The organism is Corynebacterium auriscanis, from assembly GCF_030408435.1.
In the GTDB taxonomy this organism is placed as follows: Bacteria; Actinomycetota; Actinomycetes; order Mycobacteriales; family Mycobacteriaceae; genus Corynebacterium; species Corynebacterium auriscanis.
Genome location: NZ_CP047046.1, coordinates 1,579,319 through 1,593,644, shown reverse-complemented (window position 1 = coordinate 1,593,644; position 14,326 = coordinate 1,579,319). Strand labels below are relative to the sequence as shown.

The window sequence follows — 14,326 nt, the reverse complement described above, 5'->3', positions numbered from 1 at the left end:
CATTAATCCACCCTGAACGCTTGCCCCGCGATGACGATTCCCTTCGTGTTCGCCGGCACAATCCACGATCCGTACAGCTTCGTGACCTTTCCCGGCTCGGCCCCCATAATCCAATCCTGGTAGCCCGAGCCGTCGACCATGCAGTACGACGAACTGATAATCTGCCGGCTCTTGCCCGCATCGTCGACGATTGTGGGGTCATCCAGAAGTACAGGCTCATTGCCTTGGCCGGGCACGGCCTGCACGTCAAAAGTGGCTTTGACCTGCACAAGTTTCTGGTCCTCCTGGAGTTTCCCCACATTCGAATCACCGTGATCATCGAACCCGAACTCGCATTTGTGCCCAGCGCTCAGCGTGTCAACGGTCGCTTCCGCACCAGGAACGACCTTGCCATTCGAGTACACTGGAATGGGCTGATTTAGCTGCGCTTCCTTCGGCGTCGGCCACTTTTCCGTGATCTCAGGCGCCAGCTCCGAACTAAGTGCCTCAGGCTGGCTGCCTTCCTGGTTGACGGGGGTTTCTTTATCCGACGCCCCGCTCGGCCCACCTTCGCCATCATCGGCATTGGAGCCACAACCGGTGATCGCCAATCCGGAGGTTAACAGAATGGAAGCAAGGAGCATCTTTCGTCGCATGAGTACAGGGTACCGGTAATCATCTGAGCAAATCGGCATCCATTATTCTGCAGGGTGCCACTCAACGTGAGGGTGCAAAGTGTGCCTCTACGGACACGGTGGTTCCGGGCAGTCTTCCGTTTCGCAGGACGGGCAGTCTTTAGGCGAGGGATCTGGGTGAGCATAGGTTCTCGTAAGTTTTTGACCTATTGGGCATCAAGATTTCATTAAGTTACCGATACAGATGTTGAAATCGATAGGGCTTCTGCGCTATTTGTTGAACACGTGTCTATTTTCTCCCCAGATGATTCTGAAAAAGATCAGCCAATAGGAACGGCTATAGCTGTGTCGAGCGATGTAGCAGATGCCGATGATTCCTATGGGTATGGTCCAAACCACGTAGAGGAGGAACGTAGTAAGCAGATCGCGGAGCGATCGCGTGAGAAGCCTCTCGAGCAGGATGACGTCACCGTTGTCGATAAGCCACTGGTAAAGAAAGCCGTGACCGCAGCGTCATTGGGCAATTGCATGGAGTGGTATGACATGGGCGTGTTCGGATTCCTCGCCGCGGGTGTGACCGAACAAGTCTTTTATGGTGAGAGCGACTGGGCCCGAGTGGGTGTCTTCGGCACCCTGGCGCTGGGGTTTGTCATCCGCCCATTCGGTGGAATCTTCTTCGGATTCCTCGGAGATAAGATCGGCCGCCAGAAGGTGTTGGCGCTAACGATGCTGCTGATGTCCCTGGGAACTTTCCTTATCGGTTGCCTGCCGAGCTACAATTCGATCGGCATTTGGGCTGCCGTGGGTCTGCTGGCATGCCGTTTCTTGCAGAGCTTCTCCACCGGTGGCGAGTATGCCGGTGCGACTACTTTCATTGCCGAATATGCCCCTGATAGGAAACGCGCGTTCTTAGGCAGCTGGCTGGACTTCGGTACCTATGCTGGATTCGCGATTGGTTCGGGAACGGTTACGCTTCTCACCGCTGTCCTGGGAACCGAGACAATGGTGGATTGGGGCTGGCGAATCCCATTCCTGATCGCGTTGCCCATGGGCATGGTTGGCTTGTATATCCGCTCTAAGCTGGAAGATAGTCCGGCTTTCAAGGAGGAGCAGCAGAAGTCCGAGAATCGCCAGAAGGCCGACGATTCACGCTCGCGGTTCAAGGAAATCTTTAGCACTCACCGTCGTGCATTTCTTGTGTGCCTCGGGCTGGTAGTCAGCTTCAACGTTTTGGTCTATGTTCTCACCAGTTACCTTCCCAGCTACTTCACTGGCGTAACCGACTTCAGCGCGAACCGTGCCAATATGCTGGTGCTGTACGGATGTGTTTTGATTGTTGTTTGCATCAATATGTTCGGTCGACTGTCCGATCGAGTCGGCCGTCGCGTGCTGATTCTGGCCGCAGCAATTGCGCAGTTAGTGCTCGCGTATCCTGTGTTCTTACTGTTCCGGATGGATAACCTGCTCGCACAGATAGTTGGGGTGACGATTCTCGGAGTAATCTTGGCATGTTTCGCTGCGCAACAGGCTGCGTCGTTGCCAGCACTGTTTCCCACCAATGTCCGTTTCAGTGCTCTTTCCATCGCTTTCAACATCGGTATCTGCATTTTCTGCGGCACTATCCCACTGGTGGCGGATGCTACCTTTACCGGGCTGAAAGGCAAGGTGCCGGACAACATCTCGATGATGATTCCCGCTTTCATGCTGATCGGCGCGTCTATCTTGTGCCTCATCTGCCTGCGCTTTGTAGGTGAGAGTGCATTGCAACCACTGGAGGGGTCCAAGCTTCAGGTGGATGATGAAAGTGAGATCGAAGAGATCTTGCGCGAGAGCCGTCATCACCACAACACGTGGAAGCGCACACATGGCCGAGTCAACCGGAATCACCGCGGTAACCGGAATTAGGGTGGTACTCGTGATCACCGCGTAGCTTGAATTACCGAGGTAGTCGGTGCAACCGTGCTTGTCGGTATTACTGCCTTAGGCGGTGCAACCGTGCTTGGCGGGATAACCGCGGTAGTCGGTGCAACCGTGCTTGGCGGTGCAACCGTGCTTGCCGGGATTACCGCCTGAGGCGGTGTAACCCTGCTTGCCGGGATTACCGCGGTGGTCGGTGCAACCGTGCTTGTCGGGATTACCGCGGTGGTGGGGGTAACCGTGCTAGTAGCGATCACCGCGGTAGTCGGCATAGCAGCACGATCGGGGTGGCTCAGTTACGGAAAACGGGATAACCAATGATGACTATGGGGCAATCCACCTATTTGAACAGGGCTTTTTCGAACGTTGGCCAAGAATCGGCCAAACTGCGCCGGAATACTCCCCACTGGTGCGTACCGGTGGGGTAGAACTTCGAGGTCACCGGCACGCCCTCGGCACGAAGCCGGCTGTTGAACGCGTGGGTGCACAAGTTAGCTCCCATGTCGATAGGTCCTCCAGCGATCACTAGATTGGCTGCAAAATCTCTATCACCTGGCGCCAACGGGTTAGTCAGCGTGAGGTCATCTGCCCCGGCCAATCCAGACGCCGAGGAGATATATACAGCAAGATCTTTACCTTGGTAATCCGCGCGCAGCTTGCGAGCGTTCAAATATGGGTCGTTATATTTTGCGTAATCGCTTGAGGTCTCGCCCCACATATCGGTGGGTGAAGCACCGTCTTCACGACGATCAAGCACGGTGCTGACAACAAACCGCCCCAGCAAGCTGGTGGTAGACGCGCAACCGGAGAACGACCCGACGGCGTCGTAAAGGCCGGGATTGTGTTGCGCTGCAAGGAGAACCGATGTCGCGGACATCGAAACGCCCATAATGGCGCGTTTCTTATTCGCGTTGAGGGCCGTTTCGAGCGGGTCGGGCAGCTCGCGGGTGAGGAATGTCTCCCATTGCTGCTTAGCGAATTCCGGGTTGGTTCCTTCACCACGTTGCCAGTCCGTGTAGTAGGTGAATCCGCCCGTGATCGGCATAACAACATTGACATTCCGCTCGCCATAGAACTCAATCGCGTTGGTGTTCGCGAACCAACCGTCACCACCATCTAGCCCGTTGAGAGCGTAGATCGTAGGTGCGTTATCGCGCTTGGCTGGATCTTTGGGTCGTAGGACCAACAGGGGAACGTCCACTCCCATCGCTTCGGAGTGCGCGGTTACCTCAATAACATTTTCATGGCGGGCTGCAATTTGCCGGAATGATTCTTGATCGGAATAACCTGGCGTACGGTTGTCCAGCTTGATGGTTGCGGGCTGTGCGGCCGGAATCTCCTCTGGTGCTTCATAGAGTTTTCCACCTGGCAGGAAGCTCAGGCCACCGTTGTTCCCGGAACTTAAAAGTGCGGAACCCGTGGGTTCGTTCGCATTCGATGGTATCTCCTGCGCGGAGGCTACGGCGGCAGTAGACGAAAACGTGGTCGCAGCAGTCAGTGCGAGTGTCATCGCCCGTCGGTGGGATGCAGAGAGGTGTTTCACGATCTTCCTTCACTGGTGGCTGGGTTATCCAACAACAACTTATGGCAGAGCTACCTATAGACAACTCTTGGTGGGGTCATCTAAAGACAACTGGGGGCTGGGTTATCCAACGACGGAACGCGCGCGTGGATGGGGGGATCTAAAAATCGGTCCCTAGCTACTGTGCTTCTGAGTTCTCTGGCGGAAACCCGTTGACAAGAGAGTCGAACGGCAGGCTGTGTAACGCGTGAGGTGGTGGGCGCCTTCGCCAAACGCGCAGTTAGAAATCCGAATTCTATTTCGGGTGTTACTCTAACATGAAGTGATGATGCCACCATTCTGGTAGGCCCCCGCTGGGGTAGCATGTCGCAGTAAATTGTTCAACACCGCAATTAAATGAAAGAAGTGTTCAATGGAATTTGAAGCTCTCATCCCATTCTTTGACCCCAAAATTTGGGACCCAATTATCATTGCGATCACTAATGTGCTGGGGCCGATTGCTCAGTTCTTTGGCCCGGTTGTGGCTGGCTCGATGACGGCCACTGGTTCGCTCTAACCGGGGGACTGCTGCTTGAGTTCCGCTACGGTGGCTGGTTCGATGACGGCCACTGGTTCGCTCTAACCGGGGGACTGCCCCTCGGGTTGTGCTTGGGTAATTTGGGGTGACTCAACCCAGCGCGTTTTGGGGTGCGGCGGTTCGGAGTCCTCTCAATTAGAATCCATATCGACAAGCATTGTCGTTAGTGTAGTGTGGGAACCTCGATAGTTGGAAACGCGAGGAGGTTCGCACCACATGACCATGAATACGACGGCGGAGTCGCACCTACAGGCACAGTCGGGAGAGCCCCGCCAGACCCCTGTCACCATTCTTTCGGGATTTCTGGGTTCTGGTAAAACTACGCTGCTTAACGAGCTCCTTGCCGATGTCGCAGGGCTCGCCGATCGCCGAGTAGCCGTTGTTGTTAACGACTTTTCGGAAATTAATATCGACGCCGCCCTCATCGCCAATGAAGGTCACGTTGAACGAGGCGAAGATCGCTTTATCGAGCTCACAAATGGTTGCATCTGCTGCACGCTGCGCGAAGACCTGGTGGAATCTGTTGGAAAACTCGCGCGATCGGAGGAGTTTGATCAAATCATTATCGAATCCACCGGTATTTCTGAACCCATGCCCGTCGCTGCAACGTTTGAATGGCAGTGGGAGGATGGCACTCGTCTGGCGGATATAGCGCCCATCGACACCATGGTGACCTTGGTGGATGCTAGCCAATTTCTTTCCATGATAGCTACTAAGGCCAAGCTCACGGACCGTGAATTAGGGGCCGTGGAAGGCGACGAACGCACCATTGCGGACCTACTCGTTGACCAGGTGGAATTTGCTGACAAAATCTACGTGACCAAGTCGGACCTCGTATCACCCAAACAATATGCGGCGACAGCCGAATTGGTTCACCGTATGAATCCGCGTTGCGGCGTCGAAAAACTTGTAGAAGGACAAGTAATCGACGAAAAAGGAAACAGTCGACCAGCGACCCGTGACATCCTTGGGGCGAATCTATACGACGAAGATACCGCGCGAGCTTTCCAGGGATACATGGATGAATTAGCAAATCCGCATACTCCGGAAACGGAAGAGTATGGCATTAGTTCCATCATTTTCCGCGGGGCGCGCCCGTTGGATCGCACACGCTTGATCCAGGCGCTGCGGGCAACTAAGGGATTGGTGAGATCTAAGGGTTACTGCTGGATTGCTGACAGTTTGGAGCATGTGCAGGTGTGGCACCAGGCCGGGCCAGATCTGCGAATTCAGCCGGCGACCTTGTGGAAGGGGAGTGGGATGACACCGGGCAATGAGGTCGTATTGATTGGTGTGGGATTTGATGCGGAAGCGGCGCTGAAGCGATTTGAGGCGGCAATGCTCACGGATGAGGAGGCTGCGGCGCTGGTGGAGTAGGACCAGGAAGTGGTGGCTGCGGCGCCGGTAGGACCAGGAAGTGGTGGCTGCGGCGCTGGTGGAGTAGGGCCAGGAAGTGGTGGCTGCGGCGCTGGTGGAGTAGGGCCAGGAAGTGATGGCTGCGGCGCCTATGTGATCGGTAACACATTGATAAAACTGGGGGAAGCCGAGCCACTGTCGCAGGCACCATCTAAGATGTGAACTTGTCGCACGTCGCGGGTGGGAATCAATTCCCCGGGAAGGCGTGGGCCCTGTTGCTCGGCGCGGTCGTGTCGAGGAGCGGGAAGCCAATTTTCGCAGGAGTCATTCGTGAGCCAGAACACCCGTCCAGTTGTCCTCATTGCCGACAAGTTAGCGCAGTCCACCGTTGATGCGCTGGGAGATTCCGTTGAGGTGCGCTGGGTTGATGGACCCAACCGCCCAGAACTTCTCAAGGCAGTAGCAGATGCCGATGCTTTGCTGGTGCGTTCCGCAACCACCGTCGATGCCGAGGTGCTCGAGGCAGCTCCGAAGCTGCAGATCGTCGGTCGCGCCGGAGTCGGTCTCGACAACGTTGATATCAGCACCGCCACCGCCAAAGGCGTGATGGTTGCAAATGCGCCAACCTCTAACATCCACTCCGCATGTGAGCACGCTATTTCATTGCTGCTCTCTACTGCTCGCCAGATTCCTGCCGCAGACAAGACCCTGCGCGATGGAGAGTGGAAACGTAGCGCTTTCAAGGGTGTTGAGATCCTTGGTAAGACCATCGGTATCGTAGGCTTCGGTCACATCGGTCAGCTGTTCGCACAGCGTTTGGCTGCGTTCGAGACCGAGATCATCGCTTACGATCCTTACGCTAACCCTGCTCGCGCTGCACAGCTGGGTGTGGAGCTCGTTGAGCTGGATGAGTTGATGGGTCGTTCCGACTTCGTCACTATCCACCTGCCCAAGACTAAGGAAACCGCCGGCATGTTCAATGCCGAGTTGTTGGGCAAGGCAAAGAAGGGGCAGATCATCATCAATGCTGCTCGCGGTGGCCTGGTGGACGAGCAGGCCCTAGCAGATGCCATCAAGTCCGGGCACATCCGTGGTGCGGGATTCGACGTTTACGATTCCGAACCATGCACCGATTCTCCGCTGTTCGAGTTGGACGAAGTTGTCGTGACGCCACACCTAGGCGCATCCACGGTTGAGGCTCAGGACCGCGCTGGTACCGACGTTGCGGCTTCTGTTCTGCGCGCCCTCGCGGGGGACTTCGTACCGGATGCTGTGAACGTGTCTGGTGGCAAGGTCAGCGAGGAGGTTGCCCTGTGGTTAAACCTCGCTACCAACTTGGGGCGCGTTGCGGGTGAGCTGTTGGGGGCAGCTCCAACCGCAGTGAACGTGACCGCAAAGGGTGAGTTGTCGTCTGAATCCGTGGATGCGCTGGGCCTTGCGGCCCTGCGCGGTGTATTCACCGGTTTCATCGACGAGCAAGTGACCTTCGTTAACACCCCTACCATCGCCGAAGAACGCGGTGTGCAGCTGGAAGTTAGCACGCACGACGAGTCTGTCACCCACCGCTCGGTGCTGGAGGTGCAGGTAGTGGCTCCAGATGGAACTACCGCGACCGTGACAGGTGCGCTGACTGGTTTGGAGCGCGTGGACAAGATTGTTCGAATCAACGACCGTGGCTTGGATCTGCGTGCCACCGGTTCCAACCTGTTCTTGGTCTACAAGGATCAGCCGGGTGCGCTGGGCCGTGTTGGTGTGGCGTTGGGTAACGAAGGTATCAACATTGATGCTGCTGCACTTTCCCCGAATGAGGGCGACGGCTCTGCAACTCTCGTGCTGCGCGTGGACCGCGAAGTACCAGCGGAGCTGTTGGAGACGATCAAGTCGGACCTCTCTACGACCGCTGCGTTCCAGTTGGATTTCTAAGGGGTAGATTGCGGATGTAGATTCCGCGGAACTCCTAGATTTTGGGCGGGGGCCCACGCGAATAGCGTGGGTCCCCGCTTTTTCGTGCGCAGGTGTTGTGGGTGCGTGGGTGCGTGGGTGCGTGGGTGTTGTGGGCTTGCGATGCATCGTGCGTTGGAAAAGCAGAATGAGATGCCCGGGAGAGCGTGATTGTGGTGTTTTTGGTTCTGCTTCGTCGGTGTGGGGTGGGGAGTTGTTCGGGAAAGCAGAATGAGATGCACACGGGCCGGGGGATGTTCGGGCGAGCAGAATGAGATGCACACGGGCCGGGAGTTGTTTGGGAAAGCAGAGTGAGATGCCTGGGAATGCGCGGTTGTGGTGCTTTTCGTTCTGCTTCGTCGGTGTGGGCTGGAGAGTTGTTCGGGAAAGCAGAATGAGATGCACACGGGCCGGGGAGTTGTTCGGAAAGCAGAGTGAGATGCTTGGCAGAGCGTGGTTGGGGTGGTTTTCGTTCTGCTTCGTCGGTGTGGGATGGGGAGTTGTTCGGGAAAGCAGAGTGAGATGCCTGGGAATGCGTGGTTGTGGTGTTTGTCGTTCTGCTTCGTCAACGTGGGGTGGGGGAATGTTCGGGAAAGCAGAATGAGATGCCTGGGAATGCGTGGTTGTGGTGCTTTTCGTTCTGCTTCGTCACCGTGGGCCGGGGAGTTGTTCGGTAAAGCAGAATGAGATGCACCGGGGCGAGCCGTGACGAGCGGGTCACGAACAACAGGAAAGGCCGCGAGCGGCGTCGAAGTTTGCACGCCCTCGTGCGGAACTCCCTCAGCCCTCACCAGCATCTTTTCCTGCGTCTATTGTGGCTCTCCGCGCAGCCACTGCAGTGAGCCCTCCTGCAAGTGGCGAGCACCAACGAGCTCGACGAAACGATCGACCAGGGGGATTCCGCCACGAACCTCGTCGAGCGTACCTGCTGCACGGACCTGCCCCTGCGCAATGATCGCCACATGGGAGCACAACCCCTCTACAAGCTCCATGACGTGCGAGCTAATCACCACCGTACCGCCTACGGCAACGAACTGCTTCAGGATTTCCTTAATCACCTGGGCGGAGACGGGGTCGACTGCTTCGAAAGGCTCATCTAACAGCAAAACCTGTGGGCTGTGGACGAGTGCTCCCGCCAGCAGGATCTTCTTCGTCATGCCCGCCGAGAAATCCACGATCTTCTTCTTGCCCGTGCCCGTCAGATCGAGGGCAGCGAGAAGTTCAGAGCTGCGCTGGGAGATGTCCTCCTGTGGCAGCTTGCGAAGTGCGCCCATGTACTGCAGGTATTCCGCGGCGGTGAGCCTATCGAACACTGGCAAACCGTCGGCGAGCAGGCCGTAAGACTGTTTGGCGGCGTAAACATCGGAGGGCGAGGCGTCGCCCCACATTGGGTGGCCCGCGATCCAAGCGTTGCCCGAAGTTGGCTCGAGCAACCCCGTGGCCATGGTGATTGCGGTGGTCTTGCCCGCGCCGTTGGGTCCAACGAATCCGTAGAAACTGCCGCGGGGGATGTCGAGCGTGAGGTTGTTGACTGCGACATGCCCGCTGAAATCCTTGGTCAGGCCATGCATTCTAACCGCGGGGACGGGAGAGTGTGGGTCCTGGGAAGTGAGACTCGTGGGGTAAGAGGGGTAAGCGGGGAGGGAAGTACGGGATTGTTCGGCGCCGGAAGCATCGGCGCCGTTCGACTCGGCGCCGGCGGTGTTAAGTGGATCATTGGGGTGGATCATGTCTGTTCGCTTTCGAAGGAAATAGTGGGCGAGTGGTGGTCAATTAGATTCGGAGTTCCATCACACCAGGACGGTTGCTTTCGGCGCTCCGGCAGGAAAAGCATGGGCAACCAGCGCAATCACTTCCATGCCTTTACGATGTAGAAGATCTTGGGCCAGCCGGCGTCTAGACGAGAAGAAGCCTTGCGAACTGCCAACCACAAGATGCTTGCCATAATCAGGAAGTGAACGACCAAGCCGACCCATCCAATGAGGCGTATCTCGGTGATGGAGTTCGTGGGGAGGTCGACCGTACCCATCACAGTCATTACGAGACCGGGGATGGATGCGATGCCCAGCAAAACCGTTCCACCGAAGATCGAGGCGAACGCGGCTCCACCTCCGCCGGAGCGATCCCGCATAGGGTTGATCCCAGGCGGCGAGGTGGGGTAGGGGTTCACCACGCTCATGAAAGCGCCGAGGGCCATAGCGCCCAGGATCGCTCCGAAGCTCACGAGCCCCATGACGAACCATTGGGCGGAAAAGTGTTCGTGAATACCTACCGCAATCGCGACGATAACCCACAGGCCCGATGCGAGCAGGAGCCCAACTACCATGCGCGCAGTCACCATGGTTTTGCCACGGACTCCAGCGACGATGTGTAACCAATTCGATGGGCCGTCGTAGCCATAAACGTTCGACAACAACTGCACGGCGCTGAACGCTGGCATCCACAGGCCAATCCATAGCATCGAATCGTTGCCGGTGAAGCCCATGACCAGGTACACCACGCACAGCATCGGGAACGTCAGGGTGGAATAAAACAGGCGATTGTCGCGCACCCAGTACAGCAATCCGCGGGAGAAGATCGCACCCCATTGCGTGTTCGGGGCGAAGCGGTTCATCAGAGGTGGCCGGCCGTCGCTAGTTGTTTTTTGGGTGGCGACGCCACGCTGGGACCCGCCTTCGGTGTGAATGGGGTTGCGGAAGCCTGCCTCGATGGCGCGAGTCCACAGGGCGATGAAGATCACGACGGCGACAGCCCAAATGACTACGCACGCCAAGGCGCGTGGGATGCTGTTCCAATCTGGGGTGTGTGAAAGTTCGGCGGCAGCGCCTGCTGCTGCGCCGAACGGGGACCACCGGCTGAGGGTGGTCAGCAGGTAGGAGGGGAATGCATTGAATGCGTTGGCGAGGAGGGCCATCCCGATGAAACCCAGGATGAAGAGCATAGAGGTGATGGTCGTGATGAGTTCGCGCCAACCACGGTGGTGCATGATGCGGGCGATCATGGAGTAGCAGGCTTCGCCGATTACGATCGTCACGAGCAATTGGGCCAGGCAGGCGAAAGGCCAGGCGATGGAGGCTGCCATATTGTTGGTGGTGGCGAAAGCTGAAGTGCCGGCCACCATCATGATTAGAGTGTTCAGCGCGCTGATGACCCCTCGCGAGGTGACGAGCGTAGAAATCAGCATGCCCGGCAGGATGTCCTTGAAGCGCAAGGGGAGGGCGCCGAAGTGCTCTGGTTCGATGGGGTTTTCCGTCCCCGAGAGCACGACGGAGGAGAAGAAATACAGGAAAGATCCCAGTGCCATCGTCATCACGAGCATTGCAGGCTGGTTCAGCTCGACGATGTCGAAATGTGCCCCGGCTGCCATTCCCGCTGTGGTCGTCACGATCATGATGGCCATGATCGTGGTCGTGACCATGGCGGCCTTGTTCTCCATGAAGCTGCGCCACCAGAGCTTGCTGTGTAGCGCGATGATGGTCTTGGTGGTGCTGGCGGGCCGAGCCGCGCGCGCCCTGGATGGGTCTGGTGGCCGCTCGCCTGGATCTCGCCGTTGCGCGCCTCGCCCTTGTTGCTGTGTGCCTAGGTCTCGCCGTTGCGCGCTTGGGTCTGGTTTTACTGCGCCTGACCCTGGTTGCGGTGCGCCTAGATCTCGCCGTTGTGCGCCTGGCCCTAGTTGTCGCGCGCTTGGATCTGGTTTTGCTGCGCCTGAACTCTGTTGTGGTCTTCCTCCGCTTTCATTCACATTTTCACGCTAACGCAGCTACGTATCGGGGGCTTGGGTGAGAGTGCAATTGTTATGGAGCCGTAACAGGGCGAGGGCTTTATATCTCCTGCTCTTGTCGGCCATTTTATTTCTCGCTCCTGTCAGCCCTTTATTTCCCGCTCCTGTCAGCCCTTTATTTCCCGCTCCTGTCAGCCTTGGAGCAACCTCTCACCGTGTCAGTTTCTGCGGGATGCTGCGAATCCTTGCGACTTTCTCTCACCCTGACTATCGTAACGAATACCACTTAGTGAGAATTAGGAGTCCACATAATGAAACTCGCTGTGATTGCTGGCGACGGTATCGGCACTGAAGTTACTGCCGAGGCGCTGAAGGTTCTACACGCATTGCGTGACGACGTCGACATCACCGAATATGACCTCGGCGCGCGCCGCTACCTCGCTACAGGGGAGACCTTGACTGAGGAGGATTTGGCGTCGATTAAAGAACACGATGCAATCCTGCTGGGTGCGATCGGCGACCCTCGCAGTGTGCCGGCCGGTGTGTTGGAGCGCGGGCTGCTGCTGCCACTGCGTTTCAAGTTGGACCACGCAGTTAATCTGCGGCCGTCGAAGCTGTACCCCGGTGCGAGTTCGCCGCTGAAGAACCCGGGTGAGATTGATTTTGTCGTCGTGCGTGAGGGGACCGAGGGGTTGTACGCGGGCAACGGCGGCACCCTGCGCGAGGGGACGGATCAGGAAGTTGCCTGCGAGGTCAGTCAGAATACGTACTACGGGGTCGAGCGCGTGGTTCGTGATGCGTTCGAGCGCGCGACGACACGGCGTAACAAGTTGACTTGGGTACATAAGACGAATGTGCTGGTCAACGCAGGTTCTCTATGGCAGCGCGCCATCGAAACCGTGGGTGCAGAGTATCCCGGTGTGGCGGTGGATTACTGCCACATCGATGCCGCAACCATCTACATGGTCACCGACCCTGGCCGATTCGATGTCATTTGCACGGACAACTTGTTCGGCGATATTCTCACGGACCTGGCGGGAGCCGTGACGGGCGGGATTGGCTTGGCGGCTAGTGGCAACATCGATCCGTCGCGCCGGTACCCCTCGATGTTCGAGCCCGTGCACGGCTCCGCGCCTGATATTGCTGGCCAGGGCATTGCTGATCCATGTGCGGCTATCTTGTCGGTTGCCTTAATGCTTCGCCATTTGGGGGACGACGCCAACGCCGAAGCCATCGAGGCAGCTGTCTTGGAGGAAGCCTCCAGCCGCGACGGCTCTCAGGTAAAGACCGCGGAGGTGGGCGACCGTATTGTGGCGGCGGTCCGGGGGTAGGTCTTGGTTCTTTAGCTGATGACGAGGGTTTCCCTGTCATGCAATGATCGCATTGTGGCGGCGGTTTGGGTGTGGTTCGTGGTTCTTTAGCTGATGGCGAGGGTTTCCCTGTCATGCAATGATCGCATTGTGGCGGCGGTTTGGGTGTGGTCCGCGGTGGGGTGGCTGTGGTCCGTGGTGGGGTGGCTGTGGTCCGTGGGCGGGAGGGTGCGAAGATGGTTAAAGTCTCCCGTGTCCCAGCTCTCCTGCCTAGCATAATTCCTAGGGTGGGGTGAGAGTCCAGTGCCAGAAAAGAAAAGAGTCCGGCGCCGTGAGCGGACACAGGGTTATACGTAACAATCAAACAGTTTTGTAACCAACAATCAAAATGCCCGCGCAGGTGCTGGTGGGGTGCGTGGTGAAATCAGTAGGGTCGTCGCGCAGACCTAACGACTTCTCCAAGCGCATTCCCGTGCTTATTTCCCGTGGAGCCGCTTCCACACGCTTACTGCCTTAACTTAAACCTCGGAGTTGTCCGGGAATAGTTCTCGGGCCGCTTTCACACGCTTACTGCCTTCACTCCCAACCAGTCAAACAAAACCCCAACAGGGCGCCTCCTCACCTTTACTGGCCTTCATTGCTGGATTCGCAGAATGAGATGACCGCGGGGGCACGTGTTGTGGTCGTTTCGTTCTGCTTTGCGTGTGTGGGTTCGTGCCTACAAGCGGATCACAGCCCCGAAGTGTGGGAACGTTCTGCTTTGCGTGTGTGGGTTCGTGCATGGATTGCCGCGCGGCTTCGTGTGTGGGAGCGGTGTGCACTGTTGTGAAGGGTGGTGCGTGTGGGTCTGGTGGGGTGTGCTTGGGTGGTGGGAATGTGGGCGCATTGCTGGGTTTGCAGAATGAGATGACCGCGGGGGCACGTGTTGTGGTCGTTTCGTTCTGCTTTGCGTGTGTGGGTTCGTGCCTACAAGCGGATCACAGCCCCGAAGTGTGGGAACGTTCTGCTTTGCGTGTGTGGATTGGTGCATGGATTGCCGCGCGGCTTCGCGCGTGGGAGTGGTGCCATTTTGTCCTGATCGGGTGCTTTCGCCAGGGTCGCGCGGCTTCGTGTGTGGGAGCGGTGTGCACTGTTGTGAAGGGTGGTGCGTGTGGGTCTGGTGGGGTGTGCTTGGGTGGTGGGAATGTGGGCGCATTGCTGGGTTTGCAGAATGAGATGACCGCGGGGCACGTGTTGTGGTCGTTTCGTTCTGCTTTTTGTGTGTGGGTTCGTGCCTACAAGCGGATCACAGCCCCGAAGTGTGGGAACGTTCTGCTTTGCGTGCGTGGATTGGTGCATGGATTGCCGTGCGGCTTCGCGCGTGGGAAT

At 57.5% G+C, this 14,326-nt stretch carries 10 protein-coding genes; 6 read left to right on the top strand and 4 right to left on the bottom strand.

Features of this window, described 5'->3' with window-relative positions; translation table 11 throughout:
* Positions 1 to 2 precede the first annotated feature (2 nt).
* Positions 3 to 635 (bottom strand): hypothetical protein, encoded by a 633-nt coding sequence (locus CAURIC_RS06710; protein WP_156963515.1) that lies wholly within the window; start codon positions 633 to 635, stop codon positions 3 to 5.
* Between the two features lie 324 nt (positions 636 to 959).
* On the opposite strand from CAURIC_RS06710, the gene CAURIC_RS06705 reads away from it, so the two are divergent.
* A complete protein-coding gene (locus tag CAURIC_RS06705; RefSeq protein WP_052095119.1) occupies positions 960 to 2,519 on the top strand; it encodes an MFS transporter in 1,560 nt (519 codons plus the stop codon).
* A gap of 352 nt (positions 2,520 to 2,871) precedes the next feature.
* Here the strand turns inward: CAURIC_RS06705 and CAURIC_RS06700 are convergent, their stop codons facing one another.
* Positions 2,872 to 4,074 carry an alpha/beta hydrolase gene (locus tag CAURIC_RS06700; RefSeq protein ID WP_052095120.1) on the bottom strand — a complete coding sequence of 401 codons (1,203 nt, stop codon included), beginning with the start codon at positions 4,072 to 4,074 and terminating at the stop codon, positions 2,872 to 2,874.
* Between the two features lie 391 nt (positions 4,075 to 4,465).
* On the opposite strand from CAURIC_RS06700, the gene CAURIC_RS06695 reads away from it, so the two are divergent.
* The 3 genes from CAURIC_RS06695 (at position 4,466) to serA (ending at position 7,909) form a co-directional block, all read left to right on the top strand.
* Positions 4,466 to 4,609 (top strand): hypothetical protein, encoded by a 144-nt coding sequence (locus CAURIC_RS06695; protein WP_156963517.1) that lies wholly within the window; start codon positions 4,466 to 4,468, stop codon positions 4,607 to 4,609.
* 243 nt (positions 4,610 to 4,852) lie between these two features.
* Positions 4,853 to 6,007, top strand: coding sequence for a GTP-binding protein (locus tag CAURIC_RS06690; protein WP_052095123.1), 1,155 nt, complete (start codon positions 4,853 to 4,855; stop codon positions 6,005 to 6,007).
* 309 nt (positions 6,008 to 6,316) lie between these two features.
* Positions 6,317 to 7,909 carry a phosphoglycerate dehydrogenase gene (serA, locus tag CAURIC_RS06685; RefSeq protein WP_290182197.1) on the top strand — a complete coding sequence of 531 codons (1,593 nt, stop codon included), beginning with the start codon at positions 6,317 to 6,319 and terminating at the stop codon, positions 7,907 to 7,909.
* Between the two features lie 827 nt (positions 7,910 to 8,736).
* On the opposite strand, the gene CAURIC_RS06680 is transcribed toward serA, so the two are convergent.
* Together CAURIC_RS06680 and CAURIC_RS06675 are read right to left on the bottom strand one after the other, a co-directional pair.
* Complete coding sequence (locus CAURIC_RS06680; RefSeq protein ID WP_035115317.1) at positions 8,737 to 9,657, bottom strand: ABC transporter ATP-binding protein; 921 nt, start codon at positions 9,655 to 9,657, stop codon at positions 8,737 to 8,739.
* Between the two features lie 119 nt (positions 9,658 to 9,776).
* The gene (locus tag CAURIC_RS06675) at positions 9,777 to 11,363 is read right to left on the bottom strand and encodes an ABC-2 transporter permease (protein WP_290182194.1); all 1,587 of its coding nucleotides are present in this window, start codon (positions 11,361 to 11,363) and stop codon (positions 9,777 to 9,779) included.
* An 89-nt stretch (positions 11,364 to 11,452) separates the two neighbouring features.
* Here CAURIC_RS06675 and CAURIC_RS06670 point away from each other — a divergent pair, with 89 nt between their 5' ends.
* Positions 11,453 to 11,710 (top strand): hypothetical protein, encoded by a 258-nt coding sequence (locus CAURIC_RS06670; RefSeq protein WP_156963519.1) that lies wholly within the window; start codon positions 11,453 to 11,455, stop codon positions 11,708 to 11,710.
* Between the two features lie 249 nt (positions 11,711 to 11,959).
* A complete protein-coding gene (locus CAURIC_RS06665; protein ID WP_035115327.1) occupies positions 11,960 to 12,979 on the top strand; it encodes a 3-isopropylmalate dehydrogenase in 1,020 nt (339 codons plus the stop codon).
* Positions 12,980 to 14,326 lie beyond the last annotated feature (1,347 nt).

What these genes read in the sequence shown, in the direction of transcription:
- CAURIC_RS06710 (WP_156963515.1), bottom strand. Translation starts at nt 635, where the DNA reads ATGCGACGAAAGATGCTCCTTGCTTCCATTCTGTTAACCTCCGGATTG.
- CAURIC_RS06695 (WP_156963517.1), top strand. Translation starts at nt 4,466, where the DNA reads ATGGAATTTGAAGCTCTCATCCCATTCTTTGACCCCAAAATTTGGGAC.
- CAURIC_RS06690 (WP_052095123.1), top strand. Translation starts at nt 4,853, where the DNA reads ATGAATACGACGGCGGAGTCGCACCTACAGGCACAGTCGGGAGAGCCC.
- CAURIC_RS06680 (WP_035115317.1), bottom strand. Translation starts at nt 9,657, where the DNA reads ATGATCCACCCCAATGATCCACTTAACACCGCCGGCGCCGAGTCGAAC.
- CAURIC_RS06675 (WP_290182194.1), bottom strand. Translation starts at nt 11,363, where the DNA reads ATGGAGAACAAGGCCGCCATGGTCACGACCACGATCATGGCCATCATG.
- CAURIC_RS06665 (WP_035115327.1), top strand. Translation starts at nt 11,960, where the DNA reads ATGAAACTCGCTGTGATTGCTGGCGACGGTATCGGCACTGAAGTTACT.